Here is a 25,763-nt window from a genome sequence, read left to right as displayed (position 1 = left end):
GATTGGCACTCGACCGCAACGAGTGCCAATCGCGTGCGGGCCGGAGTCGATGACCGGAAGGGAGCTGGCGCCATGGTGACAGAACGCAGCCTCGAGGTCCTCCGGGTCATCGTGCAGGACTACGTGGCATCCCGAGAGCCGGTCGGCTCGAAGAGTATCGTGGAGCGGCACGGATTCGACGTCTCCGCTGCGACCATCCGCAATGACATGGCGGCCCTCGAGGAGGAGGAGCTCATCGCGGCCCCGCACACCTCCTCAGGGCGTGTGCCCACCGATAAGGGATACCGGCTGTTCGTCGACAGGATGTCCGAACTGCGCCCGCTCTCCAGCGCTCAGCGCCAGGCGATCGAGGTGTTCCTCGGCCAGTCCGTCGACGTGGACGACGTTCTGGCGCGCACGGTGCGCCTCCTCGCGCAGCTGACCCACCAGGTCGCTCTCGTGCAGTACCCGTCGGTGTCACGCGCCAGGGTGCGGCACATCGAGTTCGTGCCGCTCGCCCCGCGCCGCGTGCTGTGCGTGCTGATCGCGGACTCGGGCGTCGTGGAGCAGGGCGTCGCCGAACCGGATGGCGACCTGGGAGAGGATGCCCTCGCCGAGGTGCGCGCACAGGTGAACGCCCAGAGCGCGGGGCTGCGACTGGCGGATGCGGCAGTCGTGCTCCGTCGCCTTCCTTCCACTCTTCCGGCCGAGCGGTGGACCGCGCAGGCGCGGGAGACCGTCGCCTCGTTGTGCCAGGTGATCGTCGATCAGATCGAGGCGACCCGTCAGGAGCGTCTCATCATGGCGGGAGCCGCGAACCTCGTGCGCACCGAGAACGACTTCACCGGCAGCGTGACGCCCGTGCTGGAGGCTATCGAGGAGCAGGTGGAGCTGCTGAAGCTGTTCGGCGAGATGGCCCGCGAGCTGGACAGAGAGCAGTACGGCGTCTCGGTACGGATCGGACGCGAGAACGCGGTCTCGCCGTTCTCCGAGGCATCCGTCGTGGCCACCGGCTATGCGGGTTCGGGCATCGACGCTGCCAGGCTGGGTGTGCTCGGACCGACCCGAATGGACTACTCCAACAACATGGCCGCCGTGCGTGCGGTGGCCCGCTATCTTTCCCGGCTGCTCGGCGAGTGACCCTGCCGTGGCGGTGAGAAACGTTCAGTACACGATCAGTTAAGGAAACCCCTCTTCCGTGGCCGACCACTACGAAGTACTCGGCGTCGCCCGCGACGCCAGCCCCGACGAGATCAAGAAGGCATATCGCCGGCTCGCGCGTGAACTGCACCCCGACGTGAACCCGAGCCCCGACGCCGCCGAGCGGTTCAAGCTCGTCACGCACGCCTACGACGTGCTCAGCGACCCCCAGCAGAGGCAGCAGTACGACCTGGGACCACAACCCGGCTTCGACGGGGGAGGCTTCGGCGGCTTCGGCGACATTTTCGAGACGTTCTTCGGCGGCGCGACCGGCGGCGCTCAACGCGGCCCGCGCTCGCGCCGGGAACGCGGACAGGATGCCCTGCTGCGGGTCGAGGTGGACCTCGACGAGGTGATCTTCGGAGCTCACCGCGATCTCGAGGTCGATACCGCCGTTGTGTGCGAGACCTGCGGGGGTTCCTGCTGCCAGCCCGGCACCGCGCCCGTCACATGCGACATCTGCCACGGAACGGGAAGCATCCAGCGCACGGTGCGCTCGCTGCTCGGCAACGTCATGACCTCCTCGCCGTGCGGCACCTGCCGCGGATACGGCACGGTCATCGCCACGCCGTGCGTGACCTGCCAGGGGCAGGGGCGGGTGCGGGCCAGGCGGACCGTGCCGGTCGACATTCCAGCCGGTGTCGACACCGGACTCCGGCTCCAGATGCCCGGCAGTGGCGAGGCGGGTCCGGCGGGCGGTTCGAACGGCGACCTCTATCTGGAGATCAAGGTGCGCCACCACGACGTGTTCAGCCGCGACGGCGATGACCTGCTGTGCACGCTGACGGTGTCGATGGCGGATGCCGTGCTCGGCACCCACACGAAGGTGAAGGCGCTCGACGGCGACATCGACCTCGAACTCAAGCCGGGTGTGCAGAGCGCGGACGTCATCGTCGTGAAGGGCAGGGGCATCACGCACCTGCGCGGCACGGGACGCGGCGACCTGCGGGTGGGCGTGCAGGTCGTTACCCCGACCAAGCTCGACCGCAAGGAGCGCGACCTCATCGAGCAGTTCGCCAAACATCACAAGACGGAAGAGCCGTCGCTCGCGCGGTTCCAGCAGGGACTGTTCGCCAAGCTGCGCGACAGATTCCTCTAGACGCGCATGGCCAACCTCTACTTGCGCGAAGACCTCGACGATGCCGCCACGGGTGCCGAGGTCGTGCTCGAGGGCGCGGAGGCCAGGCACATCGTCAGCGTGAGCCGCACCCGGGTGGGCGACGCACTGAAGGTGGCGAACGGGCGCGGGCTCGTCGTCGAGGGTGCCGTGCTCACGGCCGAGCCGTCGAGGGTGGTCGTCCGCGTGCATGCCGTCTCGCAGATCGACCGCGCACGGCCCCGGATCGCGCTGGTGCAGGCGCTGGCGAAGGGCGACCGGGACGAGCTGGCCGTGCAGGCCGCGGTCGAACTCGGCGTCGACGAGGTGGTGCCGTGGCAGGCGTCCCGGTCCGTGTCGCGCTGGCAGGGTGACAAGGCACGCAAGGGCGTTGAGCGCTGGCGCGCCATCGTGCGCGAAGCCACGAAGCAGTCGGTGCGCGCATGGTTGCCCGACGTGGCCGAACCGGTGACGACCGCACGGTTGGCCGAGCGCGCGTCCACCAGCCGGATGCTCGTGCTCGAGCCGGGCGCGGTGGTGCCGCTCACGGGCATCCGCTTGGTCGCCGGAGATGATCGTGACCTCGTCGTGGTGATCGGCCCGGAGGGCGGCATCGCCCCGGAGGAGTCGCAACGGTTGACGGCCGCGGGCGCGACCTCGGTTCGCCTCGGCGACTCCGTGCTGCGCACGTCGAGCGCAGGGCCGGCGGCGATCGCGGTGCTGAATGCAGCGATCGGACGCTGGTGATCGGCGGCCGGCGGCGATCGACCGACGATCGCGACGCGATGGCCGTGCAGAACCAAGCCCGCCGGCGTGGTCGTTCTTCGTAGAATGAAAGGTATGACTCAGACGGAGCCGAGCATCTTCACGCGCATCATCGAACGGCAGATCCCGGCCGACGTGGTGTACGAGGACGACTCGGTGATCGCGTTCAACGACATCGCTCCGCAGGCGCCCGTGCATGTCATCGTTGTGCCCAAGACGGCCGACTACCGTAACGTTGTCGAGCTGGCCGCAGAAGACCCGGTGCTGCTGGCGCACGTCGTCGAGGTGGCGAAGCAAGTCGCCGATGAGCGCGCCGGCGGCGAGTTCCGTCTCATCTTCAACAACGGCGAATCGGCCGGCCAGACGATCTTCCATGTGCACGCACATGTGCTCGGTGGGGATCTAGCGGAAGGAACACTTGGCTCGAAGTGATGAGACGTCGGCCGCGGCCGACGTCGCCCGCGACAACGCGGAAGCCCGGCTGCACGTCGACGGCGTCGCCATGGTGCGACTGCTCGGGGCGCAGGATCGCCTGCTGACGACGATCGAGAAGCAGTACCCGCTGGTCAGCGTGCACGTGCGAGGCAACGACATCTCGATCACGGGCGATCCGGCCCAAGTCGAGTCCGCCCGCACGCTCGTGGAGGAGTTGCTGGTCATGGTGCGCGAAGGACAAGACCTCTCACCGGTGGAGGTGACGAGCTCGGCGAGGATCATCGAGAACGGATCGAGCCCAGCCGACGTCTTCGGTCAGGCGATCCTCACGTCTCGCGGCAAGGCCATCCGGCCGAAGACGCTCGGGCAGAAAGAGTACGTCGACGCGATCGACCACAACACGATCGTGTTCGGCATCGGACCCGCCGGCACCGGCAAGACCTATCTGGCGATGGCTAAGGCCGTGCAGGCGCTGCAGCGCAAGGAAGTCGAGCGCATCATCCTCTCCCGGCCGGCGATCGAGGCGGGAGAGCGGCTCGGTTACCTGCCCGGCACGCTGACAGACAAGATCGACCCGTATCTGCGTCCTCTCTACGACGCGCTGAACGAGATGATGGACCCCGAGCTCGTGCCGAAGCTGCTCGCCAGCGGCACCATCGAGATCGCACCGCTCGCCTATATGCGCGGGCGAACCCTGAGCAACTCGTTCATCGTGCTCGACGAGGCGCAGAACACCACGCCGGAGCAGATGAAGATGTTCCTCACGCGACTCGGGTTCGGCTCGAAGATGGTCGTGACCGGCGATATCACGCAGATCGACCTACCCACATCGGCGAGCGGTCTGCGGCTGGTGACGCGCGTGCTCGACGGCATCGAGGACATCCACTTCTCACGGCTGACCAGCGACGACGTCGTACGCCACACGCTCGTCGGACGCATCGTGGATGCGTACACCGAGTACGACGCGCGCAAGCAGGCCGAGCACTACGAGCGTGAGCAGGCAAGGGAGTTCGCGAACCGCGCCGAACGCCGCGGATCGATTCCGCGCGACCACCTGCCGCCCAAGCGTCGCTGACGCCGAGCACGATCGCACGCAGCAGCCGAAGCCAAGACACGCGAAGAGGACCCCCGTGAGCATCGAAGTCAACAACGAATCGGCCATCGAGGTCGACGAGGCGGCGCTGCAGCGCCTCGCCGCCTACGCGCTCGACATGATGCACGTGTCGACCGAGGCGGAGCTGGCGATCCTTCTCGTCGACGAGGCGGCCATGGAGCAGCTGCACGTGCAGTGGATGGATGAGCCTGGGCCCACGGATGTCTTGAGCTTTCCCATGGACGAGTTGCGGCCGGGCACCGAAGACGAGCCGACGCCGGCGGGGCTGCTCGGCGACGTCGTGCTCTGCCCGCAGGTGGCGGGCGCTCAGGCCGAAGCTGCTGGGCATGGGCTGATGGACGAGCTGAAGCTGCTCACCGCGCACGGCATCCTTCATCTGCTCGGATTCGACCACGCGGAGCCGGATGAGGAGCGCGAGATGTTCGCCATCCAGCGCGACGTGCTCGTGGGGTTCGCGGTCGCCGAACGACGACGATAGGCGCTCACGTGATCGCTCTGTTCTTCGTCATCGCGCTGCTGCTGGTGGCGTTCGGCGGTCTTATGGCGGCCGTCGATGCGGCCATCTCGGTGCAGTCACGTGCAGATGTCGCGGAGCTGGCGCAGACGTCGCGCTTCCGTCGGTCGCTGGAGGCGATCTCCACCGATCCGGGAGCGCACCTGAACGCGGTGAGCTTCTCCCGCATCGTCGCCGAGACGACGGCCGCCGTGCTCGTCACCCTCGCGTTCGCGAGCGTGTTCTCGCAGTGGTGGCTCACACTCATCCTCTCCGCCGCGCTCATGACGGGAGCGTCGTTCGTGCTCGTCGGCACCAGTCCGCGCAGCGTCGGTCGCGCGCACGCGAAGGGACTGCTCGTCGCGACGGCTCCGCTCGTGCACGGCATCCGGGTTCTGATCGGCCCGATCGCCCGTGGACTCGTCGAACTCGGCAACCGGGTGACTCCGTCTCGGGCGAGATCGGCGGCGGTCGCCAACGAGGAACAACTGCTCAGCATCGTGGACGAGGCCGCCGACCTCGATGTGCTCGAGGAGGACGACCGGGAGCTCATCCATTCCATCTTCGAGTTCAACGAGACGTTCGTGCGCGAGGTGATGATCCCTCGCACCGACATGGTGACCGTGGATGCCGACGCCACCGTCTCGGCCGCGATGAGCCTGTTCCTCGCGAAGGGCGTGTCGCGCATGCCGGTTGTGGGCGACGACGTCGACGAGGTGTCCGGCATCCTGTACCTGCGCGACCTGGCGCAGGAGGCGTACGAGCGGCCGCTCGACGTGGACGTCGCCACCATCGGCGCTCTCGCCCGCCCAGCGCTGTTCGTGCCGGAGTCGAAGAAGGTGGATGCCCTGCTGCGGCAGATGCAGCTGGAGTCGAACCACCTCGCGATGGTTGTCGACGAATACGGCGGCATCGCCGGCCTCGTCACCCTGGAGGACCTGATCGAGGAGCTGGTTGGCGACATCTCCGACGAGTACGACCACGACGTGCCGCTCGTGGAACCGCTCGGGGAGGACAGGTTCCGGGTCAGCGCACGGCTGCCGGTCGACGAGCTCGGCGACCTGTTCGGCATCGAGCTCGATGACGACGACGTGGATTCAGTTGGCGGGTTGCTGGCCAAGGCGCTGGGGCGCTTGCCGGTAGAAGGGTCGGTGGCCACCATCGGCGGGCTGCGGCTGACGGCGGACCGAGCGGAGGGTCGGAGGCGCCGGATCAGCACGGTGCTGGCGGAACGCGACGCCGCCCTGTTCGGCATCGCCGAGGCATCCGGCGGTGCGATCGAAGCGGCGCCGACACGAGGTCGCTCCGACGACGGGCGTGAGCGAACGGGCCCCGTTCCGGCACAGCCGGCGGGGCGGGCGAGAGGAAACAACGAATGAGCCGCGCGAAGCGCACCCACGAGCCCAAGGACGATCCGGCCGAGCACGACCAGCCGTACCGGGCAGGATTCGTCTCGTTCGTCGGGCGCCCGAACGTGGGCAAGTCGACCCTGATGAACGCGCTCGTGGGCGAGAAGGTGGCCATCACGAGCTCCAAGCCGCAGACGACACGGCGGGCGATCCGCGGGATCGTGAACCGGCCGCACGGTCAGCTCATCGTCGTCGACACCCCGGGCATCCACCGCCCGCGCACGCTGCTCGGAGAGCGCCTGAACTCGCTCGTGCAGTCGACGCTCGGCGACGTCGACGCGATCGGGTTCTGCGTGCCCGCCGACGAGAAGGTCGGGCCGGGCGACCGCTTCATCAACGAGCGGCTCGACGACTTCCCGCGCGCCAAGAAGGTGGCGATCGTCACCAAGACGGACGCGGCATCCAAGGCCGCAGTCGCCGACCAGCTGCTTGCCGTGTCGAGCCTGCGCGAGTGGGATACGATCATCCCGCTCTCTGCGGTGCGCAATGACCAGCTCGACATCCTCGTCGAGGAGCTGATCCGGCTTCTGCCCGTCTCGCCCCAGCTGTACCCGGATGACACGATCACCGATGAACAGCTGCAGGACAGGATTGCCGAGTACATCCGCGAGGCAGTGCTCGAAGATGTGCGAGACGAGCTTCCGCACTCACTCGCGGTGACGATCGACGACATCGTGGAGCGCGACGACAAGCCGCTCACCGAGATCTACGCGAACCTGTTCGTGGAGCGCGACAGCCAGAAGGCCATCGTGATCGGCAAGGGCGGTTCGCGGCTGCGAACCATCGGCGAGACCGCGCGGGCTCAGATCGAGCCGCTGGTGGGGGGAAAGGTCTTCCTCTCGCTGCGGGTGAAGGTGGCCAAGGAGTGGCAGCGCGACCCGAAGCAGCTCGGTCGTCTCGGATTCTGAACCGGATGGCCTCCGTCGATCGGATGCACGCGCATCCGCCTCGAGGATGATTCCGGCCGGGATCGGCATCGGGCGTGCGGTCGCCGCCAGTACCGTTGACGGGTGATCCGATCCATCAGCCGCACACAGCTCATCGTCGACATCGTCGTCGCGAGCGTGCTGCTGCTGTTCGTGATCTGGAGCGCCACAGCCGAGTCGGTCATCGCGGGACCCGTCGTCGCCCTGCTGCTCTGCGGCGCTCTCGCGGTGCGCCGGCTCAGCCCTGCACTGGCGGTAATCGGAGCCTGGGCGGGCGCGCTGCTGCAGATCGCGGTGCTCATGGCCGTCACCCCTGCGGATGCCGCCGTGCTCGGCGTCGCCTACGCATCGGCATCCTACGGTTCCCGCACCGTGCGGCTCATCGGGCTCGGATCCTCGATCGCGGGCGGTGCTATCGCCGCGGTGTATCTGTCGCTGTCGTCACGCGACCAGTACTTCAACCCGGTCGGGTCCCCGACGCACACCCTCGTGACGCTGATCGCCCTCGGCATCGGCATGCTCACGTTGTTCGTGCTGAGCTGGACTCTGGGGCTGCTGGCCCGCACGGTGCGCCAGTCGCGGGAGGCGAAAGTGCAGGCGGCCGTCGCCGCTCAGCGTGCCGCGTACGAGTCCGCGATCGAGCAGGAGCGCACACGCATCGCCAGGGACATGCACGACGTCGTCGCTCACTCCCTGGCCGTGGTGATCGCACAAGCCGATGGTGCACGCTACGCGGGGGCGACCAGTCCGGAAGTGCAGTCGGATGCCCTCGGCACGATCTCGGCGACCGCGCGATCCGCGCTCACCGAGGTGCGTCTGCTGCTCACCCAATTGCGGCAGGAAGTGCCCGATGGCCCGCAGCCCTCGCTCGACGACCTGCCTGCGCTGATCGCCGGCATGCGGGGTGCGGGGCTGAGGATCGCCGAGTCCACGAGCGGCACCCCCGTTCCGCTGCTGCAAGGGACCGGACTCGCCGCGTACCGCATCCTGCAGGAGGCGCTGACGAATGCGCTTCGACATGGCGACCCCGCGCGAGCGGTGAGCGTCGAGCTGCTCTGGGAGCCGCAAGCCCTGTATCTGCGCGTGCGCAATGCTGTGGTGAGCGTTCCCGCCGGAACAGCCCCCGTCGACGCCGTACGATCGGCGGGGCACGGCCTTCCCGGCATGCGCGAGCGAGCAGCACTGGCGGGTGGCACGGTGTCCGCTGGACCCGCGCCCGACACGGCAGGGATGTACGAAGTGTTCGCGATGCTGCCGACCACGGTGGCGCCCCGAGGAGAGGCTGCAGAGTGACCGATCGCATCCGAGTGGCACTCGTCGACGACCAGGCGCTGTTCCGGGCCGGCGTGCGCATGCTCGTCCAGTCGCAAGCCGACCTCGAGTTCGCCGGAGAAGCCGCGAACGGACGAGAGGCGGTCGAGCTGGCGACGCGTGAGCGACCCGACGTCATCCTGATGGACGTGCGGATGCCGGAGCTCGACGGCGTCGCCGCCACAGCGCAGATCGTCGCCCGAAACACCGGCGCGACGCCGCGTGTGCTCGTGCTCACGACCTTCGACGTCGACGAGAGTGCGGCGAGGGCCATCCAGGCCGGCGCGAGCGGATTCGTGCTGAAGGATGCCGACCCCGAGTTTTTGCTCGCCGCCATCCGCACCGTGCATGCCGGCAACGCCGTCATCGCGGCGTCAGCCACCCGCAGGCTGCTCGAGCAGTTCACGACGCGCGTTCAGAAGCGGGTTCCTGCCGAGCTGCAGACGCTGACCACTCGGGAACGGCAGATCTTCGATCTCGCCGCGCGGGCTCTGAGCAACGGCGAGATCGCCGAGCGCGAGTACCTCTCCGAGGCGACCGTGAAGACGCACATCTCGCGCGTGCTGACCAAGCTCGGGCTGCGCGATCGCGTGCAGCTGGTCGCGTACGCCTACGAGAACGGCCTCGTGGAGTAGACCGACGGCAACGGTGCGGGTCATCCTGAGGTCGCATCGGAATGGCCCGCTCGGCCGACGATGACGCCAGGGGTCATCCGTAGCGTCGAAGGTATGCAGATCTCTCCTTCGGACCTCGGGCTTGCCGCGCGCGTCGCAGGCCTCACGAAGACCTACGGCACGGGAAGCAGTGCCGTGACCGCTCTGGACGACGTTTCCGTCGGCATCCGCCGCGGCGAGTTCACCGCCGTGATCGGTGCAAGCGGTTCGGGCAAGTCGACTCTGATGCACGTGATGGCAGGGCTCGACGGCCCGACGAGCGGGCGTGCGTGGCTGGGCGACCGGGAACTGACCGCGCTCGGCGACCGCGAGCTCACTCGAGTCCGCCGTCGCTCGGCGGGGTTCGTGTTCCAGTCGTTCAACCTCGTGCCGGTGCTCGACGTGCGCGCGAACATCCTGCTTCCGTTCGAACTCGACGGGAGGAGGCCGAGTGCCGAGGAACTCGGCTGGATCGATCAGCTGATCGGCGCGCTCGGCCTCGCAGCCCGCACGGCGCACCGCCCGTACGAGCTCTCCGGCGGCCAGCAGCAGCGGGTGGCCATCGCCAGGGCGCTCGCGACACGGCCCGAGGTGATCTTCGCCGACGAACCGACCGGCAACCTCGACTCCCGTACGGGACGGGAGGTGCTCGCGCTGCTGGCCGAGGCATCCGCCGGCTATGGGCAGAGCGTCGCCATGGTGACCCACGATCCGGTCGCCGCAAGCCACGCGGATCGCATCATCATGCTCGCCGACGGCCGCATCGTGCACGATGGGCCGCGAATGGCCGCGTCCGACGTGGCGGAGCTCATGCTGTCCGCTGAGGCGGTGCGATGACCGCCGGTGACACCGGCAGCCGAGCGTTCGCCTCATAGCGCAGCAGGCGGTCAGGCATCCGTAGGCTGGAGGGATGCCGCGCATGCCCGATCTGCCCGTGAACCGCTACCGAGGACGCGACGGCGCAGCCCTCGCCTATCGCGAGCTCGGCGACGGTCGCCCCGTGGTCTTGATCCACGGATTCTTCTCCACGGCCTACGTGAACTGGATTCGCTACGGACACGCGAAGCTGCTGGCCGACTCCGGCTTCCGGGTGATCATGCCCGATCTGCGCGCACACGGCGACAGCGACAAGGCTCACGATCCGCAGCACTATCCGCGTGACGTGCTCGCGGACGATGCTTTCGGCCTTATCGAACAGCTCGGGCTCACCGAGTACGACCTGGGCGGTTACTCGCTCGGGGCGCGCACGACGGTGCGGATGCTCGTGCGCGGCGCCCAGCCCCGTCGCGCGATAGTCGCGGGCATGGGTCTCGGCGGCATCACCGAGGTGGAGAAGCGCAACCAGTTCTTCGCTCGCGTCTTCGACGGCCTTGGAACGCACGAGAGGGGCACCGAGGAGTGGCGCTCGGAGGCCTTCATGCATACCACCGGAGGCGACCCGGTGCCGTTGCGTCTCGTGCTCGAGACCTCGGTGGGAGCAACGATGGAGGAGCTCGCCGGCATCGCCACTCCGACACTGGTCGTCATGGGCGAGGATGACCGCGGGCACGGTTCCGGTCCCGAACTGGCCGATGCCATGCCGCTGGCGAGGTTCGTCGAGATCCCGGGCAACCACATGAGCGCGGTCACCGATCCGGCGCTCGGGATCGCCATGCGCGACTTCCTCGTTCGCTGACGCGATTGAGCCTCCCAGCGGGAACGCCCAGACAGAGTTCCGCTACGCTCGATTGGTCGGATGTTTCCTCCGGCTCTGTCGCAGATTCTCACTCCGTATTGCACCGAAAGCAGGTAGCTGTGCGCATCGCCAACCTCTCCGGACGACTCGTGCTCCTCTCCGATGACCGCGCCCTCGACGTGGAGCAGGCCAGCGAAGGACGCTTCTCGTCGGATCCGCAGACCGTGTACGACCGCTGGCGCGAGTTCGTGCAGTGGGCAGGCGCGCAGGATGCCTCAGCCGGTGCCCCCTTCGTGGCTCGCGACCTCGGGCCGGCCGTTCCGCGGCCGCCGCAGGTGTTCGCGATCGGGCTGAACTACGCGAGCCACGCGGGAGAGTCCGGACTGAACATCCCGGAGAATCCCATGGTGTTCACGAAGTTCGTCTCGAGCTTCACCGGGGCCGACGTCGACGTCGAACTCACCAGCGACACCGTCGACTGGGAGGTCGAGCTGGTGGCCGTGATCGGCGAGGGTGGTCGCGACATCCGCGAGGAGGACGCCTGGAGCCACGTCGCCGGCCTCACCATCGGCCAGGACATCAGCGACCGCACCGTGCAATTCTGGGGTGCGCCCGCGCAGTTCTCGATCGGCAAATCCCTGAAGGGTTTCGCCCCGATCGGTCCGGCCGTCGTCACGTTGGACGAACTGGCGACGATTGCGGACCGATCCGACCTTTCGATCGGATGCACGCTCACCCGCGCCGACGGCGGGACCGAGGTTTTGCAGAACGGACGCACGAGCGACATGATCTTCTCCGTGCCGTCGCTCATCGCCCGCCTCTCCGCGCTCGTCGAGCTGCTGCCGGGAGACGTGATCTTCACCGGCACCCCCGAGGGCGTCGGCCTCGGGCGTAGCCCCCGTGTGTACCTGGAGCCGGGACAGAGCGTGACGAGCGAGATCGAGGGACTGGGAAGCATCCGTCAGCGTTTTGTGGCAGCGAGCACTCGGCAGATCTGACAGGCCGCCCGGATGCCGCGGTGACGGAACGCCTGGGCGACGGGTGTACCCTGATCTCGTGCGCTTCGGCATGCTCCTTCTTAGCTGCCGCGACGAGGCCTAGTCTCTCGGCCTCCCTCGTCGCGGAGTTCGTCGTCGGCTGAACAAGTTTCGCGAGAACGAGAAGAAGAGAAGACCATGCAGAACACCCAGCAGCCGTCTGCAATGCCGATCCACAAGTATCGGCCGTTTCACGAGCAGATCCGTGTCGAGCTTCCCGACCGCACCTGGCCGGATGCCCGCATCACCAAGGCACCACGGTGGTGCGCCGTCGACCTCCGCGACGGCAACCAGGCCTTGATCGATCCCATGAGCCCCGAGCGCAAGCGCATCATGTTCGACCTTCTGGTGCGCATGGGCTACAAGGAGATCGAGGTCGGTTTTCCGAGCGCCAGCCAGACGGACTTCGACTTCGTTCGCAGCCTGATCGAGACCGGAGCCATCCCCGACGACGTGACTATCCAGGTGCTGACGCAGGCCCGTGACCACCTCATCGAGCGTACGTACGAGGCCATCCGGGGCGCCAAGCAGGCCATCGTGCACCTGTACAACTCCACGAGCGTTCTGCAACGTGCCGTGGTGTTCCGCACCGACCAGCGGGGCATCGTCGACATCGCCCTGCGCGGGGCCCGTAAGTGCAAAGAGCTCGAGTCGACGGTTCCCGGTACGACGATCTACTACGAGTACTCGCCGGAGAGCTACACCGGCACCGAGCTCGATTTCGCCGCCGACATCTGCAACCAGGTGCTCGAGGTGTTCGAGCCCACGCCGGAGCGCAATGTGATCATCAATCTGCCGGCGACGGTGGAGATGGCGACCCCGAACGTGTACGCGGACTCGATCGAGTGGATGTCCCGGCACCTGAACCACCGCGAGAACGTCATTCTGTCGCTGCACCCGCACAACGACCGTGGCACAGCGATCGCTGCCGCCGAGCTGGGTTACCTGGCCGGCGCCGACCGCATCGAGGGATGCCTGTTCGGCAACGGCGAGCGCACGGGCAACGTCGACATCGTTGCGCTCGGCGTGAACCTGTTCACCCAGGGCATCGACCCGCAGATCGACTTCAGCGACATCGACGGCATCAAGCACACGGTGGAGTACTGCAACCAGCTTCCCGTGAACGAGCGGCACCCGTGGGTGGGCGACCTGGTGTTCACCGCCTTCAGCGGTTCGCACCAGGACGCCATCAAGAAGGGCTTCGAGGCGATGGCCGCGAACGCCGCGGAGCAGGGAGTCGAGATCGACGACCTCGTGTGGGCAGTGCCTTACCTGCCGGTGGACCCCAAAGATCTGGGTCGCAGCTACGAGGCGGTCATCCGCGTCAACTCGCAGTCCGGCAAGGGCGGAGTTGCCTATCTGCTGAAGAACGATCACGCGCTCGACCTGCCTCGCAAACTGCAGATCGAGTTCTCCGGGGTGGTGCAGGCGAAGACGGATGCCGAGGGCGGCGAGGTCACGAGCGACCAGCTCTGGCGCATCTTCAGCGACGAGTACCTGCCGAGCGTCGACGAGACGGCGAAGTGGGGCCGCTTCGAGGTGCAGTCCACGGCGACGGCGAAGGACGAGTCGGGCACCCTCTCACTTCGGGTGAAGCTGCGCGACGGCCACGACGTGGAGTGGACCGAGGCGGCCGGTAACGGCCCGATCGACGCGTTCCTCGCGCTGCTGGCCGCACGCGGCATCCAGGTGTCTCTCTACGACTACGTGGAGCACACCATGTCGGAGGGCGGCGACGCCCAGGCCGCCTCCTATGTCGAGTTGCAGGTCGGCGAGCGGCGGCTGTGGGGAGTCGGCATCGACTCGGACACCGTCTCGGCGTCGCTGAAAGCTATCGTGTCGGCCGTCAACCGTGCCGTGCGCGTCGACGACGGCGTGACCGAGCCTCAGCTGACCTCGGCCTGATCGCACCACATCCTGCTCGATGCTGAGTCCTGGTCTTCCCGGCGCGGTCGCGCCCGACAGCGGTGTGCCGGCCGGGTCGCACGGCGCGCGTTCCCTTGCGAGCGAACCGGATGCGTCGTTCGCCGTTCCCGAGCCGCTCAGAAGGCGGCTCGGGAACGGCATCGACGCCGTCGTGTGGGTCAACGAGGTGGGCGGCGTCACGGTGCGGGGCCGGGCCGACGGCGACCGCGTGTTCGCGAAGTGGGCGCCGCCCGGGAGCAGGGCTGAACTCGACTTGGCCGCAGAGGCGGAACGTCTGCAGTGGGCGGCGGCACACACGCGCGTTCCCGAGGTCGTCGGCTATTCCTCCGACCAGGACGGCGAGGTGCTCGTCACGCGCGCGTTGCCGGGCACGAACGCGGTCACGGATCGGTGGCGCTCCGAGCCGCGAACGGCGGTCATTGCGCTGGGCGAGGGACTGCGCGCTCTGCACGAAGCCCTGCCAGTGGCCGGATGCCCGTTCGACTGGTCGGTCGGCGAGCGCGTTCAGCGGGGCCGGATGTCTGGCATCCCGGAGCGTGCGGCCGCCCTCGAGCGGCTGGGAGACGCCCCGGCCGTCGACACGCTTGTGGTCTGCCACGGCGACGCATGCGCTCCCAACACGCTGTTGAACGGCGACGGTTCGGTCGCCGGTCATATCGATCTGGGCCGGATGGGCATCGCAGACCGCTGGGCCGACATCGCGATCGGCGCGTGGAGCACCGAGTGGAACTACGGCCCCGGCTATGACCGCCTGTACTACGAGGCGTACGGGGTGGAGCCCGACGAGGAGCGGATCGCGTTCTATCGGGCGCTGTGGGACGCCACCTGAGCTCAGCCGGCGGAGCTGCCCTTGTCTGGCTTCACGATCGGGATCGCGGAGGTCTCCGCGGCCACTTTGCGGCGGTAGAGCATCCGTTGCTCCGGAAGCGACAGGTCGAACACGACGGCCAGAATGCGGATCACCGCGGTGAGCGCGAATCCGGCGACACCGGCGACGAAAAGGCCGACGCCGAACGCGTGCAGCACGACGAGCAGCACGCATCCGGCCGCTGCGGCGACGGCGTAGAGCGACCCGACGTGCATGATCGCCACCGGCAGGCCCATGATCACGTCCCGCAGCACGCTGCCGCCCACTGCCGCGAACACGCCGACGAAGACGGCGGGAACGACCGGAACGCCGAGCCCCAGGGCCTTTGCCGTGCCGAACGCGCCGAACATGCCGATCACGAGCGCATCGAGCACCACGATCAGCGCGTTCACCCTGCGCAGCGGACCCGCCAGCAGCATCCCCAGCAGAGACGCGGCGATGACCGTGATGAGATACCAATCGTTCGACAGCATTGCGGGCCGCACGACGAGCAGCAGGTCTCGGATGAGGCCGCCGCCGAGGCCCACCACGGTTCCGATCACGGCCACCCCGAGCAGGTCCAGCCGGCGCTGTCCGCGGAATCCCGAAGCGAACAGCGCGCCCTGGATGCCGCCGAGTGCGACGGCGGTCAGATCCGCCCAGAGCGGGATGACGAAGGCGGACTCGGTCACACCACTATTCTTCGTCAGCGACGGCGGGCGTTCGCACCGTGCACGAGCGCCGCGGCGATAATGGACCGGTGCCCACCTACCGTGATGAAGCCGTCGTGCTACGCACCCACAAGCTGGGCGAGGCCGACCGCATCGTCACGATGCTGACCAGGGCTCACGGCAAGGTGCGTGCTGTCGCCAAGGGGGTTCGTCGCACGGCCTCGAAGTTCGGTGCGCGCCTCGAGCCGTTCATGGTCGCCGACGTGCAGCTCTACGAGGGACGCAGCCTCGACATCGTGAACCAGGCGGAGTCGCTCGGCGCATACGGTGCAGAGATCGCCGGAGACTACTCGAGCTTCACCGCGGCGAACGCCATGGTCGAGACGGCCGACCGGCTGACCGAGTCGGAGGGATCGCCGCAGCAGTACCTGCTGCTCGTCGGTGCGCTGCGGTCGTTGTCGCGGCACGAGCACGACGCGTCGCTCACGCTCGACTCCTACCTGCTGCGGGCGCTGTCGTTGGCCGGATGGGCGCCGAGCTTCGACGCGTGCGCGCGGTGCGGCAGGCCGGGGGAGCACACCAGCGTCGTCGTGCAGCTGGGCGGCGTGGTCTGCGACGACTGTGCTCCGCCGGGGGCGCCGCGCGTCGGCCGCGTCGTCATCGACCTGCTGGCCGCGCTCATGAGGGGTGAATGGGCGGCGGCGGAGTCCACAGATGCCGGCACTCGCGCCAAGGCGAGCGGCATCGTCTCCGCCTACACGCAGTGGCATCTGGAGCGCGGTCTACGGTCGCTTCCGCATGTCTCCAGGGCAGTTGCAGGGGAGACGGCGTGACTCCGAAGCCGTACACGCACCAGGATGCTGTCGCCTACCGCCCCGTGGATTGGACGGGCGAGTACCCGCCGCGGTTGCCGGCATCCGCCGTACCGGGGCACGTTGCGCTCGTCATGGACGGCAACGGCCGCTGGGCGAACCGGCAGGGCCTCACCCGCATCGAGGGCCACAAGGCGGGGGAGGCGTCGCTGCTCGACGTCGTCGCCGGCGCCATCCAGATCGGAGTGAAGCAGCTGAGCGTGTACGCGTTCTCCACGGAGAACTGGCGGCGTTCGCCCGACGAGGTGCGGTTCCTGATGGGGTTCAACCGTGAGGTGCTGCACCGGCGACGCGATCAGCTGAACGAGTGGGGCGTGCGCGTGCGGTGGGCTGGCAGGAAGCCGCGGCTGTGGACATCCGTCATCAAGGAGCTCCAGTTCGCTGAGCGACTCACGGCAGGCAACGACGTGCTCACGCTCACGATGTGCGTCAACTACGGCGGCCGCACCGAGATCGCGGATGCCGTGCGCAGCATCGCCGACGAGGTCGCTGCGGGCAGGATGCGTCCTTCCGCCGTCACCGAGAAGACGATCCAGCGTCACCTGTATGCGCCGGAGCTGCCCGATGTCGACCTGTTCGTGCGCAGTTCAGGCGAGCAGCGCACGAGCAACTTCATGCTGTGGCAGAGCGCGTACGCAGAGATGGTGTTCCTCGACACGCTGTGGCCGGACTTCACACGACAGGACCTGTGGCGCGCGATCGAGTTGTACGCGGCGCGCAACCGCCGCTTCGGCGGAGCGGTGGACGTGCCCACCGCTGCGGAATAGCGGCCGCCCGCTGCCAGTTGCACCTGCACGTGAGCGATCCCATCAAGGTTGACATCTGGTCCGACGTGGCGTGCCCGTGGTGCTACATCGGCAAACGTAAGTTCGAGGCAGGGTCCGGCTTGTTCGCCGGCGCCGGCGACGGCCGCGGCGTCGAGGTCGAGTATCACTCGTTCGAACTCTCACCAGACACGCCGGTCGACTTCGAGGGCAACGAGGCGGACTACCTCGCCCAGCACAAGGGGATCAGCCCGGAGCAGGCGTCACAGATGCTGGAGCGCGTGAGCGGTATCGCTGCGCAGGTCGGGCTCGACTACGACTTCGCCGCCATGCAGCACACCAACACGGTCAAGGCCCACGAGCTCATCCACTACGCCAAGGCGCACGGCAAGCAGGCCGAGATGAAAGAGCGTCTGCTGAAGGCGTACTTCGTCGAGGGCGGGCACGTCGGCCGCATCGACGATCTCGCCGGCTACGCGTCCGAGATAGGACTTGACGGCGAGGATGCGCGTGCCGCGCTCGAGCACGGCGACTATCTCTCCGCGGTGCGCGAGGACCAGGCGACGGCGCAGGAGTATGGCATCTCCGGCGTGCCGTTCTTCGTCATCGACGGCAAGTACGGTGTCTCTGGCGCCCAGGAGGCGGCGACGTTCGCGCAGGTGCTGGAGCAGGTGTGGAACGAGCGCGACCAGGCCGACGAGTCGGAGGCGGTGTCGGCATGACCGAGCTGAAGCCGCTTGGCGACCCGACCGCGGTCGTGTGCGACGGCGATGTCTGCATCGTCCCGCAGCCGGTGGACGAGGCGCCGGGGGCTACTCCGGTTCGGTGATGTCGGCGACCGTGGCGTCGAACGCGCGGATCAGCGCGTCGCCGTCGACGAACGCACTGTAGCCGTGCTCGCCGGCACCCATGGCGACTGTGCGGCCGGCGACCCCGGCGTCGGCGACGACCGGCCACGGGGTCGTCGAGCCGAACGGCGTGATGGTCCCGCGGTCGTATCCCGTCGCGGCGAGGGCAAGCGAGGCATCCGGAAGCGACAGCTTGTTCACACCGACCAGAGCGCGCAGCTTCGCCCACGAGATCTTACGGCCGCCGGGCACGAGTGCGAACAGGTAGTCGCCGTCGTGCCGCTTCACGACGAGCGTCTTGACGATGTCCGATGGCTCGATGCCGAGCAGCGAAGCGGCCTCGTGCAGGGACCGGGCCGCCGGGCGCTCGACGATCCGTACGTCGACTCCGCGTGCTGCGGCATCCTCGACGACTCGTTCGCGTCCCTGCGACATACGCGTCCCGTTCCTCTCGGCCGATACCTGTTCTTTCACGTCTTACCTGGTCTTTCAGGTGCCATCTGGGAGAATCGTGAGCGATGTCTCCTCTCGCAACACTAAGCCCCTCGCAACTGGCCATCGGTCCGTTGCGGCTCGACGCACCCGTCGTGCTCGCGCCGATGGCCGGCATCACCAACACCGCGTTCCGCCGCCTGTGCCGAGAATTCGGCGCCGGTCTCTACGTGAGCGAGATGATCACCTCCCGTGCGCTCGTCGAACGCACACCCGAGTCGATGCGGCTGATCCGTCACCACGAGAGCGAGACGCCTCGGTCCATCCAGCTGTACGGCGTCGACCCGAAGACCGTGCGCGAGGCCGTCACGATGCTGGTGGCCGAGGATCGCGCCGACCACATCGACCTGAACTTCGGATGCCCGGTGCCCAAGGTCACCCGCAAGGGCGGCGGAGCCGCGCTGCCGTGGAAGCTCGACCTGTTCCGCGACATCGTGACCGCCGCGGTGCAGGCATCCGGCGATCGTCCTCTTACCATCAAGATGCGCAAGGGCATCGACGCGGACCACCTCACGTATCTTGAGGCCGGTCGCATTGCCGAAGATGCCGGAGTCTCATCGATCGCGCTCCACGCGCGCACGGCGTCCGAGTTCTACTCCGGCCACTCCGACTGGTCGGCCATCGCGAAGCTCAAGGAGACCGTGACGAGCGTTCCGGTGCTCGGCAACGGCGACATCTGGACGGGTCAGGATGCCATCCGCATGGTCGAGCAGACCGGGTGCGACGGCGTTGTGGTCGGCCGCGGCTGCCTCGGCCGTCCGTGGTTGTTCGGCGACCTTGCTGCGGCGTTCAAGGCGCACGCCGGCCAGATCAGTGCAGAGGAGGCCGAGGCTGCGACCGCGCGTCCTGGCCTGGGTGAGGTGATGGCCGCGTTCCGCCGGCACGCCGAGCTTCTGGTCGAGTTCTTCGAGAGCGAGGAGCGCGGATGCCGCGACATCCGCAAGCACGTCGCCTGGTACTTCAAGGGTTACCCGGTGGGTGGCGACCTCCGGGCGCGTCTCGCCACGGTCGAGTCGCTCCAGCAACTCGACGACCTGCTGGGCACGCTCGACCCGGCGCAGCCGTACCCGGGTGATGACGCGGAGGGTCCGCGTGGGCGCGCGGGCACGCCGAAGAATCCCGCGTTGCCGGACCGCTGGCTGGAATCGCGCTCCATCGCGGCGGACGAGCATGAGCAGCTTGCTGAGGCAGAGGTGAACACGAGTGGCGGCTGACCCCGGCACCGCCGCCGATGCTGTGGGCACCACTCAGCCCGTCGTTCCTGACCGTTCGACCGGTTACGGCGCTTTCGACCGGGAGCGGTGGTTGCCCGAGCAGCACTCGACCCGGCGCAGCGACTTCGCTCGCGACCGCGCGCGACTGCTGCACTCGAGCGCGTTGCGCAGGCTGGCCGCCAAGACCCAGGTGCTCAGCCCGACGGCCGGGCTCGACTTCGCGCGCAACCGGCTGACGCACTCCCTCGAGGTTGCTCAGGTCGGCCGCGAGCTCGCCTCGAGCCTCGGTCTTGACCCGGACGTGGTCGACACGGCGTGCCTGGCGCATGACATCGGACACCCGCCGTTCGGGCACAACGGCGAGCGGGCCCTGGCCGAGTGGTCGAGCGATATCGGCGGGTTCGAAGGCAACGCTCAGACCCTGCGGCTGCTCACGCGACTCGAGCCGAAGGTGTTCGGCGGCGACGGGCATCCGTACGGCCTCAACCTGACCCGTGCCAGCCTCGACGCGAGCTGCAAGTATCCGTGGCCGGCGTCATCCTCCGTTGCCGACCCCAGCGGACGCGCCAAGTTCGGTTTCTACGCCGACGACGAGCCGGCGTTCCACTGGCTGCGCGAGGGGGCACCGGAGCGCGTGAAGTGCATCGAGGCCCAGGTGATGGACCTCTCCGACGACATCGCGTACTCGGTGCACGACTTCGAAGACGCTGTCGTGAACGGGTACATCGACGTCGCCGCGCTCGGCCGGCGGGTCGACCACGACGCGCTTGTCAGCTCCATGTACGAATGGATCGGCGGAGAGATCGGGCACGATGAGCTCATCGCCGCCTTCGATCGGCTGGACAGCCTGGATGTCTGGCTCGACGACTGGGACGGCTCGCGTCGCGCGCAGGCGCGGCTGAAGAACCTGACGAGCCAGCTCATCGGCCGTTTCGCGGTCTCCTCGGCACGTGCCACGAAGGAGGCTTTCCCGCAGTCGAGCCTCATCCGCTTCGGAGCCGACGTGGTCGTGCCGCGGGAGATTCAGGCGGAGATCGCCGTTCTGAAAGGCATCGTCGCGACGTTCGTGATGTCGCGCAACACGCGCCAGCCGATCTACGCCAGGCAGCGCACGATGCTCGCCGAGCTTGCTGACGTGCTGCTGACCACCGGTGAGGCGAACCTCGATCCCGGATTCGCCGAGGACTGGCGGCGGGCACCCGATGATGCCGCGCGCAAGCGCGTGGTCGTCGACCAGGTCGCGAGCCTGACCGACCAGTCGGCGATCTCCTGGTACGAGCGCCTCGCACACAAGTAGTGCACAGGCCGGTGTCGTCCGCGCGAACACTCTAAACTCAACGCCATGGCGGGCCGTATTCGACAGAGCGATGTCGAAGAGGTCAAGGCCAGAACGAACCTCGCCGACATCGTCGGCGACTACGTCACCCTCAAGTCCGCCGGTGTGGGCTCCCTGAAGGGCCTCTGCCCGTTCCACGACGAGCGCAGCCCGAGCTTCCAGGTGCGCCCGCAGGTCGGCCTCTACCACTGCTTCGGCTGCGGCGAGGGCGGCGACGTGTACGAGTTCCTGATGAAGATGGACCACGTCACGTTCACCGAGGCCGTTGAACGTCTCGCCGCGCGCATCGGCTACAGCCTGCACTACGAGGACGGCGGGCCCGCAGCGGCGGAGTCCGGCAACCGTGCACGGCTCATCGCCGCGAACGCGGCCGCCGAGGAGTTCTTTCGAGAACGACTCGGCGCGCCCGATGCGGAGGCCGCCCGTCGCTTCCTCGGGGAACGGGGCTTCGATCCGATCGCGGCGGAGCGCTTCGGCGTCGGCTTCGCCCCGAACGCATGGGATGCCCTGGGCGCCCACCTGCGCGGCCGCGGCTTCACGGGCGACGAGCTGGCGGCATCCGGTCTCGTCTCCACGGGCGAGCGCGGCAGTTCGTACGACAGGTTCCGCGGCCGGGTGATCTGGCCCATCCGCGATGTCACCGGCCAGACCGTCGGGTTCGGCGCGCGCAGGCTTCTCGACGACGACAAGGGACCGAAGTACCTGAACACGCCTGAGACCGCGATCTACCACAAGGCGCAGGTGCTGTACGGGCTCGACTTGGCAAAGCGGGAGATCTCGCGCTCGCACCGGGTCGTCGTGGTGGAGGGCTACACAGATGTGATGGCGTGCCACCTCGCGGGCGTCGACACGGCGGTGGCCACGTGCGGCACGGCATTCGGCGTCGACCACATCAAGGTGCTGCGTCGTGTGCTCGGCGACGACAGCGGGCTCGGTGAGGTGGTGTTCACATTCGATCCCGACGAGGCGGGACAGAAGGCCGCGTTGCGGGCTTTCGGCGAGGAGCAGCGGTTCGCCGCGCAGACCTATGTGGCCGTGGGCCCCGATGGGCTCGACCCGTGCGATCTGCGGCTCAAGCAGGGTGACGCCGCCGTGCGCCGCATGGTGGATGCGAAGCGTCCCATGTTCGAGTTCGTCATCCGCCAGGCGCTGAGCAAGTACGACCTGGAGACCGTCGAGGGCCGGGTCGCCGCGCTACGCGAGTGCGCGCCGATCGTGGCGGGAATCCGTGACGCAGCCCTGCGGCCCGGCTACACGAGGCAGCTGGCACGGATGCTCGGTGCCGAGCTCGGCGAGGTGCAGTCCGCTGTGCAGGCTGCACTGCGACGCACATCGGGAGCACCGACGGCGCGCGGTGCAGGCCGGGACGAGCGCCGCGGAGAGGATGCCCGCTCTCGCCCCGGCGACCGCGACCCGTACGACCGCCGTGGACAAGATGAGCCCGGCTCGCGCGAGCCGGACGTGTCGCTGGCGAGCATCGGTTCCGACCCGGCAACCAGGCTCGAGCGCGAAGCGCTGATGGCGGTGCTGCAATATCCGCAGCACGTCGGCGCGCAGCGTGCGAGCGCGGTCGCGCACGCTGGTTTCTCGAATGCCTCGCTCGCGGTGGTGCGCGACGCGATCGCGGCGAACGCCGACGCGTACGGCGCATCCGCCTGGGTGGAGCGCGTCGCGCGCGACGTTCCGCCACCGTTCGCGGGCCTGGTCAGACAACTCAGCGTCGCGCCCATCCCGGCGCGCGACGAAGCCGGGGCGGCGGCGTTCGCGACCTCGGTGACGGCATCGCTGCTTGACCGCGACCTGCTCCGACGCAAGGCGAATGCCCTCGGCCGGCTCCAGCGAACCGATCCGGGCGACCGTGAGGCGGTGGCGGGCATCCAGCGCGAGCTCGTGCAGATCGACGCGGACAGGGTACGGCTCCGCGGCGAGTGACGCCCTCACCGCCAACGGTGTCCCTAATAGGCTGATTCTCATGCCCGCCGGAGTCACCGAATGACCGCACAGACCTACCGCGACCCGATCGTGCTCGATGACCTCTCGGCGGAGTACCCGTCGCACGGGGCGTCCGCGGGATGCGTCGCCCTGCGCGGCATCAGCCTGCACGTGCGGCCCGACGAGGTGCTGGGCATCCTCGGCGAGAGCGGCTCGGGCAAGAGCACCCTGGCACGCATCGTCTCCGGTCGAGCGGGTGCCGACGGCGGAGCGGCGCCGAGGATCACCGGAGGCGACGCCACGGTGATGGGCCACTCGATCAGGAGGCTGCGCTCCCGCGACCGCAGCACGCTCACATTCCACGTCGGCTATCTACGACAGGACGCCGGTACTCGCCTCGACCGGGCGCTGACCGTCTCCGAGCTGGTCTCCGCGCCGATCTACGAGCGGGACAAGCACTTCAGCAGGCGGGAGGCGGGCGTGCGTGTCGCCTCGCTGCTCGATTCGGTGCAGTTGCCGCTCGGCGTGCTCGACAAGTACCCGTACGAGCTGAGCAGTGGCCAGCGGCAGCGGGTGGCGATCGCGCAAGCGCTCGTGCTCGGGCCGAGCGTGCTGGTCGCCGACGAGCCGACGGCAGGCATCGACGTTACCGTGCGGGACTCCGTCGTCGACCTTCTGGCGCGGCTGCACGGTGAGCACGATTTCGCTGCCGTCATTGTCAGCCACGATGCGCGCGTTCTGCGGCACGCGACCGCGACAGTGGCTGTGCTCCAGTCCGGATCGCTGGTCGGATACGGCACCATGGAAGACGTCTTCACCGCGCCGACTCACCCTTACGTGGCGCAGCTCGCCGAGGCGCTCCGCCTGAGCGAATGACCGCGGTTCCGGCGCTGCGCCCGACACTGGCTGTCGATTTGTCCAGGCGCCGCGCTTTGGTAAAGTAGGTGAGCCCCGCGGGGGCATTCCTCCATAGCTCAATTGGCAGAGCAGCCGGCTGTTAACCGGCAGGTTCTTGGTTCGAGTCCAAGTGGGGGAGCGTCAAGGCCTCGCCGCAGGTAATGCGGCGGGCATACGGTCGAAGCGTCATGAATCACGCGGTCGACATCTTCCAGGGCCAGGGTTGGCTCCAGGTGGGCGAGCTGCTACTCGCGTTCGTGCTCAGCGCACTCGTCGGTCTCGAGCGGCAGCTGCGCGGCAAGAGTGCAGGACTTCGAACTCAGGCGATCGTCGGAACATCCGCCGCACTCTTCCTGCTGGTGAGCAAGTACGGCTTCGCCGATGTTCTGGGTCCGCACGTCACGCTCGACCCGTCACGAGTCGCGGCGCAGATCGTCACCGGCATCGGGTTCCTCGGCGCAGGCCTCATCCTCACCCGGCGCGGTGCCGTGCACGGGCTGACCACGGCGGCGTCCGTGTGGGAGACCGCCGCGATCGGCATGGCCGCGGGAGCGGGACTCTGGGTGCTCGCATTGGCCGTGACCGCCTTGCACTTCGTGATCGCGTACGGGCTCACGGCCGTCACGCGCCTTCTGCCGCGCGGCCGCAACGCCCAGGTGCAGCTGGAGGTGGTCTACCGCGACGGAAGAGGACTTCTCCGTGACGTGCTGACCGCGATCACCGGCAACGGCTGGGTGGTCAGCCGCACCGACCATCACCCGGCAGGTGACGGTCTGGCCGCCGTACTGCTGGAGCTGCGTGGCCCGGATGACGCGTCCCCGCTCATCGACGCGCTCACCGGCATCGACGGTGTCAGCAGCGTGCAGCTGGTCTCCGAAGACGACCTGGAGTAGCCGTCGGGGACCGCAGGAGTGAGTAGCGTTGCCGTCATGTCCGATCCCTCCGACCTGCTCATCACCGCCGACGATCTCGCAGGTGCGCTGGAGAACGCCGCGTCCGGCGGCCGCCCGGTGAGGCTACTCGACGTTCGGTGGCGGCTGGACGTGCCGGACGGGCGCCCTGCCTACCTCGCCGGGCACCTTCCGGGCGCCGTGTACGTGGACCTCGACACCCAGTTGGCGAAGAAGGGGGATGCCAAGGAGGGCCGGCATCCGCTGCCACCCATCGAGCAGTTCGAGGCGGATGCCCGCTCCTGGGGAGTCGACGACGGCGACCTGGTGGTCGTCTATGACGATCTCGGCAACATGTCCGCTGCCCGCGCGTGGTGGCTCCTGCGGTATGCCGGATTCGACGAGGTACGGATGCTCGACGGCGGCTTGCGTGCATGGCTCGCCTCGGGTCGCGAGCTCGAGTCCGGAGCCGCACAGCAGGCACCCGGCAGCGTGTCGCTGAGCTACGGCCGCCTCCCGGTCGTCTCGATGGACGAAGCGCTGCGCGTGGCACATGACGGTGTGCTGCTGGATGCCCGCGCCCCGGAACGGTACCGGGGCGAGACCGAACCGATCGACCCGCGCGCCGGCCACATCCCTGGGGCGCGGAATACGCCGACGACGGCCAACGTCGACTCCTCGGGGCGATTCCTCAGCGTGGACGAGCTGCGGCAGCGGTTCGAGGCGGCCGGTGTCACCGGAGACCAGGCGGTTGCCACGTACTGCGGCTCCGGCGTGACGGCCGCACACAACGCCGCCGCTCTGATGCTCGCGGGGTTCCGGCCCGCTCTCTATCCGGGATCGTGGAGCCAGTGGTCGCAGCACGCCGACCGTCCGATCGCGACGGGCGATGAGCCGACTGCAGGCGTGCGGGCGGTACTCCGCGGGGAGTAGTCGCGACCGCCCGGCGGCCGACGGCCTGGACGCGGTCGCTGGCTAGCA

At 68.3% G+C, this 25,763-nt stretch carries 26 protein-coding genes and 1 tRNA gene; 25 read left to right on the top strand and 2 right to left on the bottom strand.

Annotated elements, in window-relative coordinates; genetic code table 11:
• Positions 1 to 72: 72 nt before the first annotated feature.
• The 15 genes from hrcA to ACYVI5_RS08845 all read left to right on the top strand — a co-directional run bounded on the left by hrcA (position 73) and on the right by ACYVI5_RS08845 (position 14,848).
• Complete coding sequence (hrcA, locus tag ACYVI5_RS08915; RefSeq protein WP_460579887.1) at positions 73 to 1,119, top strand: heat-inducible transcriptional repressor HrcA; 1,047 nt, start codon at positions 73 to 75, stop codon at positions 1,117 to 1,119.
• A gap of 58 nt (positions 1,120 to 1,177) precedes the next feature.
• Positions 1,178 to 2,278, top strand: coding sequence for a molecular chaperone DnaJ (gene dnaJ / locus ACYVI5_RS08910; RefSeq protein ID WP_460579886.1), 1,101 nt, complete (start codon positions 1,178 to 1,180; stop codon positions 2,276 to 2,278).
• A gap of 6 nt (positions 2,279 to 2,284) precedes the next feature.
• Positions 2,285 to 3,022, top strand: coding sequence for an RsmE family RNA methyltransferase (locus ACYVI5_RS08905; protein ID WP_460579885.1), 738 nt, complete (start codon positions 2,285 to 2,287; stop codon positions 3,020 to 3,022).
• A 93-nt stretch (positions 3,023 to 3,115) separates the two neighbouring features.
• On the top strand, positions 3,116 to 3,472 hold the full coding sequence (locus tag ACYVI5_RS08900) for a histidine triad nucleotide-binding protein (RefSeq protein WP_460579884.1): 357 nt from the start codon (positions 3,116 to 3,118) through the stop codon (positions 3,470 to 3,472).
• 70 nt (positions 3,473 to 3,542) lie between these two features.
• On the top strand, positions 3,543 to 4,550 hold the full coding sequence (locus ACYVI5_RS08895) for a PhoH family protein (protein WP_460580571.1): 1,008 nt from the start codon (positions 3,543 to 3,545) through the stop codon (positions 4,548 to 4,550).
• 55 nt (positions 4,551 to 4,605) lie between these two features.
• Positions 4,606 to 5,067 carry an rRNA maturation RNAse YbeY gene (gene ybeY / locus ACYVI5_RS08890; protein ID WP_460579883.1) on the top strand — a complete coding sequence of 154 codons (462 nt, stop codon included), beginning with the start codon at positions 4,606 to 4,608 and terminating at the stop codon, positions 5,065 to 5,067.
• An 11-nt stretch (positions 5,068 to 5,078) separates the two neighbouring features.
• On the top strand, positions 5,079 to 6,461 hold the full coding sequence (locus ACYVI5_RS08885; protein WP_460580570.1) for a hemolysin family protein: 1,383 nt from the start codon (positions 5,079 to 5,081) through the stop codon (positions 6,459 to 6,461).
• Positions 6,458 to 7,399 carry a GTPase Era gene (gene era, locus ACYVI5_RS08880; RefSeq protein WP_460579882.1) on the top strand — a complete coding sequence of 314 codons (942 nt, stop codon included), beginning with the start codon at positions 6,458 to 6,460 and terminating at the stop codon, positions 7,397 to 7,399. Before ACYVI5_RS08885 ends, era begins: the two co-directional genes overlap by 4 nt.
• Before the next feature lie 102 nt (positions 7,400 to 7,501).
• Positions 7,502 to 8,710 (top strand): sensor histidine kinase, encoded by a 1,209-nt coding sequence (locus tag ACYVI5_RS08875; protein WP_460579881.1) that lies wholly within the window; start codon positions 7,502 to 7,504, stop codon positions 8,708 to 8,710.
• A complete protein-coding gene (locus ACYVI5_RS08870) occupies positions 8,707 to 9,363 on the top strand; it encodes a transcriptional regulator (RefSeq protein WP_460579880.1) in 657 nt (218 codons plus the stop codon). Before ACYVI5_RS08875 ends, ACYVI5_RS08870 begins: the two co-directional genes overlap by 4 nt.
• A 93-nt stretch (positions 9,364 to 9,456) precedes the next feature.
• Positions 9,457 to 10,218: an ABC transporter ATP-binding protein gene (locus ACYVI5_RS08865; RefSeq protein ID WP_460579879.1), complete on the top strand. Its 762-nt coding sequence runs from the start codon at positions 9,457 to 9,459 to the stop codon at positions 10,216 to 10,218.
• An 82-nt stretch (positions 10,219 to 10,300) separates the two neighbouring features.
• Positions 10,301 to 11,056, top strand: coding sequence for an alpha/beta fold hydrolase (locus tag ACYVI5_RS08860; RefSeq protein WP_460579878.1), 756 nt, complete (start codon positions 10,301 to 10,303; stop codon positions 11,054 to 11,056).
• A 119-nt stretch (positions 11,057 to 11,175) separates the two neighbouring features.
• Positions 11,176 to 12,054 (top strand): fumarylacetoacetate hydrolase family protein, encoded by an 879-nt coding sequence (locus ACYVI5_RS08855; protein ID WP_460579877.1) that lies wholly within the window; start codon positions 11,176 to 11,178, stop codon positions 12,052 to 12,054.
• Between the two features lie 177 nt (positions 12,055 to 12,231).
• Positions 12,232 to 13,998, top strand: a complete 1,767-nt coding sequence (gene leuA / locus ACYVI5_RS08850; protein ID WP_460579876.1) for a 2-isopropylmalate synthase — start codon at positions 12,232 to 12,234, stop codon at positions 13,996 to 13,998.
• Between the two features lie 19 nt (positions 13,999 to 14,017).
• On the top strand, positions 14,018 to 14,848 hold the full coding sequence (locus ACYVI5_RS08845; protein ID WP_460579875.1) for a phosphotransferase: 831 nt from the start codon (positions 14,018 to 14,020) through the stop codon (positions 14,846 to 14,848).
• Positions 14,849 to 14,850: 2 nt separating this feature from the next.
• On the opposite strand, the gene ACYVI5_RS08840 is transcribed toward ACYVI5_RS08845, so the two are convergent.
• Positions 14,851 to 15,558, bottom strand: a complete 708-nt coding sequence (locus ACYVI5_RS08840) for a trimeric intracellular cation channel family protein (protein ID WP_460579874.1) — start codon at positions 15,556 to 15,558, stop codon at positions 14,851 to 14,853.
• A 68-nt stretch (positions 15,559 to 15,626) separates the two neighbouring features.
• Here ACYVI5_RS08840 and recO point away from each other — a divergent pair, with 68 nt between their 5' ends.
• The 3 genes from recO to ACYVI5_RS08825 are packed head-to-tail and all read left to right on the top strand — an operon-like array spanning position 15,627 to position 17,895.
• Complete coding sequence (recO, locus tag ACYVI5_RS08835) at positions 15,627 to 16,370, top strand: DNA repair protein RecO (RefSeq protein ID WP_460579873.1); 744 nt, start codon at positions 15,627 to 15,629, stop codon at positions 16,368 to 16,370.
• Positions 16,367 to 17,176, top strand: a complete 810-nt coding sequence (locus ACYVI5_RS08830; RefSeq protein WP_460579872.1) for an undecaprenyl diphosphate synthase family protein — start codon at positions 16,367 to 16,369, stop codon at positions 17,174 to 17,176. Before recO ends, ACYVI5_RS08830 begins: the two co-directional genes overlap by 4 nt.
• A gap of 29 nt (positions 17,177 to 17,205) precedes the next feature.
• Positions 17,206 to 17,895 (top strand): DsbA family oxidoreductase, encoded by a 690-nt coding sequence (locus ACYVI5_RS08825; RefSeq protein ID WP_460579871.1) that lies wholly within the window; start codon positions 17,206 to 17,208, stop codon positions 17,893 to 17,895.
• Positions 17,896 to 17,985: 90 nt separating this feature from the next.
• Here ACYVI5_RS08825 and ACYVI5_RS08820 read toward each other — a convergent pair whose 3' ends face one another.
• Positions 17,986 to 18,456, bottom strand: coding sequence for an aminoacyl-tRNA deacylase (locus ACYVI5_RS08820; protein WP_460579870.1), 471 nt, complete (start codon positions 18,454 to 18,456; stop codon positions 17,986 to 17,988).
• Between the two features lie 83 nt (positions 18,457 to 18,539).
• Between ACYVI5_RS08820 and dusB the strand changes: the two genes are divergently transcribed.
• The 7 genes from dusB (at position 18,540) to ACYVI5_RS08785 (ending at position 25,715) form a co-directional block, all read left to right on the top strand.
• Positions 18,540 to 19,727 carry a tRNA dihydrouridine synthase gene (gene dusB, locus ACYVI5_RS08815; protein ID WP_460529555.1) on the top strand — a complete coding sequence of 396 codons (1,188 nt, stop codon included), beginning with the start codon at positions 18,540 to 18,542 and terminating at the stop codon, positions 19,725 to 19,727.
• 22 nt (positions 19,728 to 19,749) lie between these two features.
• Positions 19,750 to 21,024: a deoxyguanosinetriphosphate triphosphohydrolase gene (locus ACYVI5_RS08810; RefSeq protein WP_460580569.1), complete on the top strand. Its 1,275-nt coding sequence runs from the start codon at positions 19,750 to 19,752 to the stop codon at positions 21,022 to 21,024.
• Positions 21,025 to 21,069: 45 nt separating this feature from the next.
• Entirely contained in the window at positions 21,070 to 22,995 is a 1,926-nt protein-coding gene (gene dnaG, locus ACYVI5_RS08805; protein WP_460579869.1) for a DNA primase, read from the top strand.
• 60 nt (positions 22,996 to 23,055) lie between these two features.
• A complete protein-coding gene (locus ACYVI5_RS08800) occupies positions 23,056 to 23,871 on the top strand; it encodes an ABC transporter ATP-binding protein (RefSeq protein WP_460579868.1) in 816 nt (271 codons plus the stop codon).
• An 87-nt stretch (positions 23,872 to 23,958) separates the two neighbouring features.
• Positions 23,959 to 24,031 (top strand) — tRNA-Asn (locus tag ACYVI5_RS08795).
• 49 nt (positions 24,032 to 24,080) lie between these two features.
• Positions 24,081 to 24,785, top strand: coding sequence for an MgtC/SapB family protein (locus ACYVI5_RS08790; protein WP_460579867.1), 705 nt, complete (start codon positions 24,081 to 24,083; stop codon positions 24,783 to 24,785).
• A gap of 36 nt (positions 24,786 to 24,821) precedes the next feature.
• Complete coding sequence (locus ACYVI5_RS08785) at positions 24,822 to 25,715, top strand: sulfurtransferase (protein ID WP_460579866.1); 894 nt, start codon at positions 24,822 to 24,824, stop codon at positions 25,713 to 25,715.
• The last annotated feature ends 48 nt before the right edge of the window (positions 25,716 to 25,763 follow it).

It is taken from the genome of Humibacter ginsengisoli (assembly GCF_054780095.1).
This window is presented reverse-complemented; position numbering and strand designations above follow the sequence as displayed.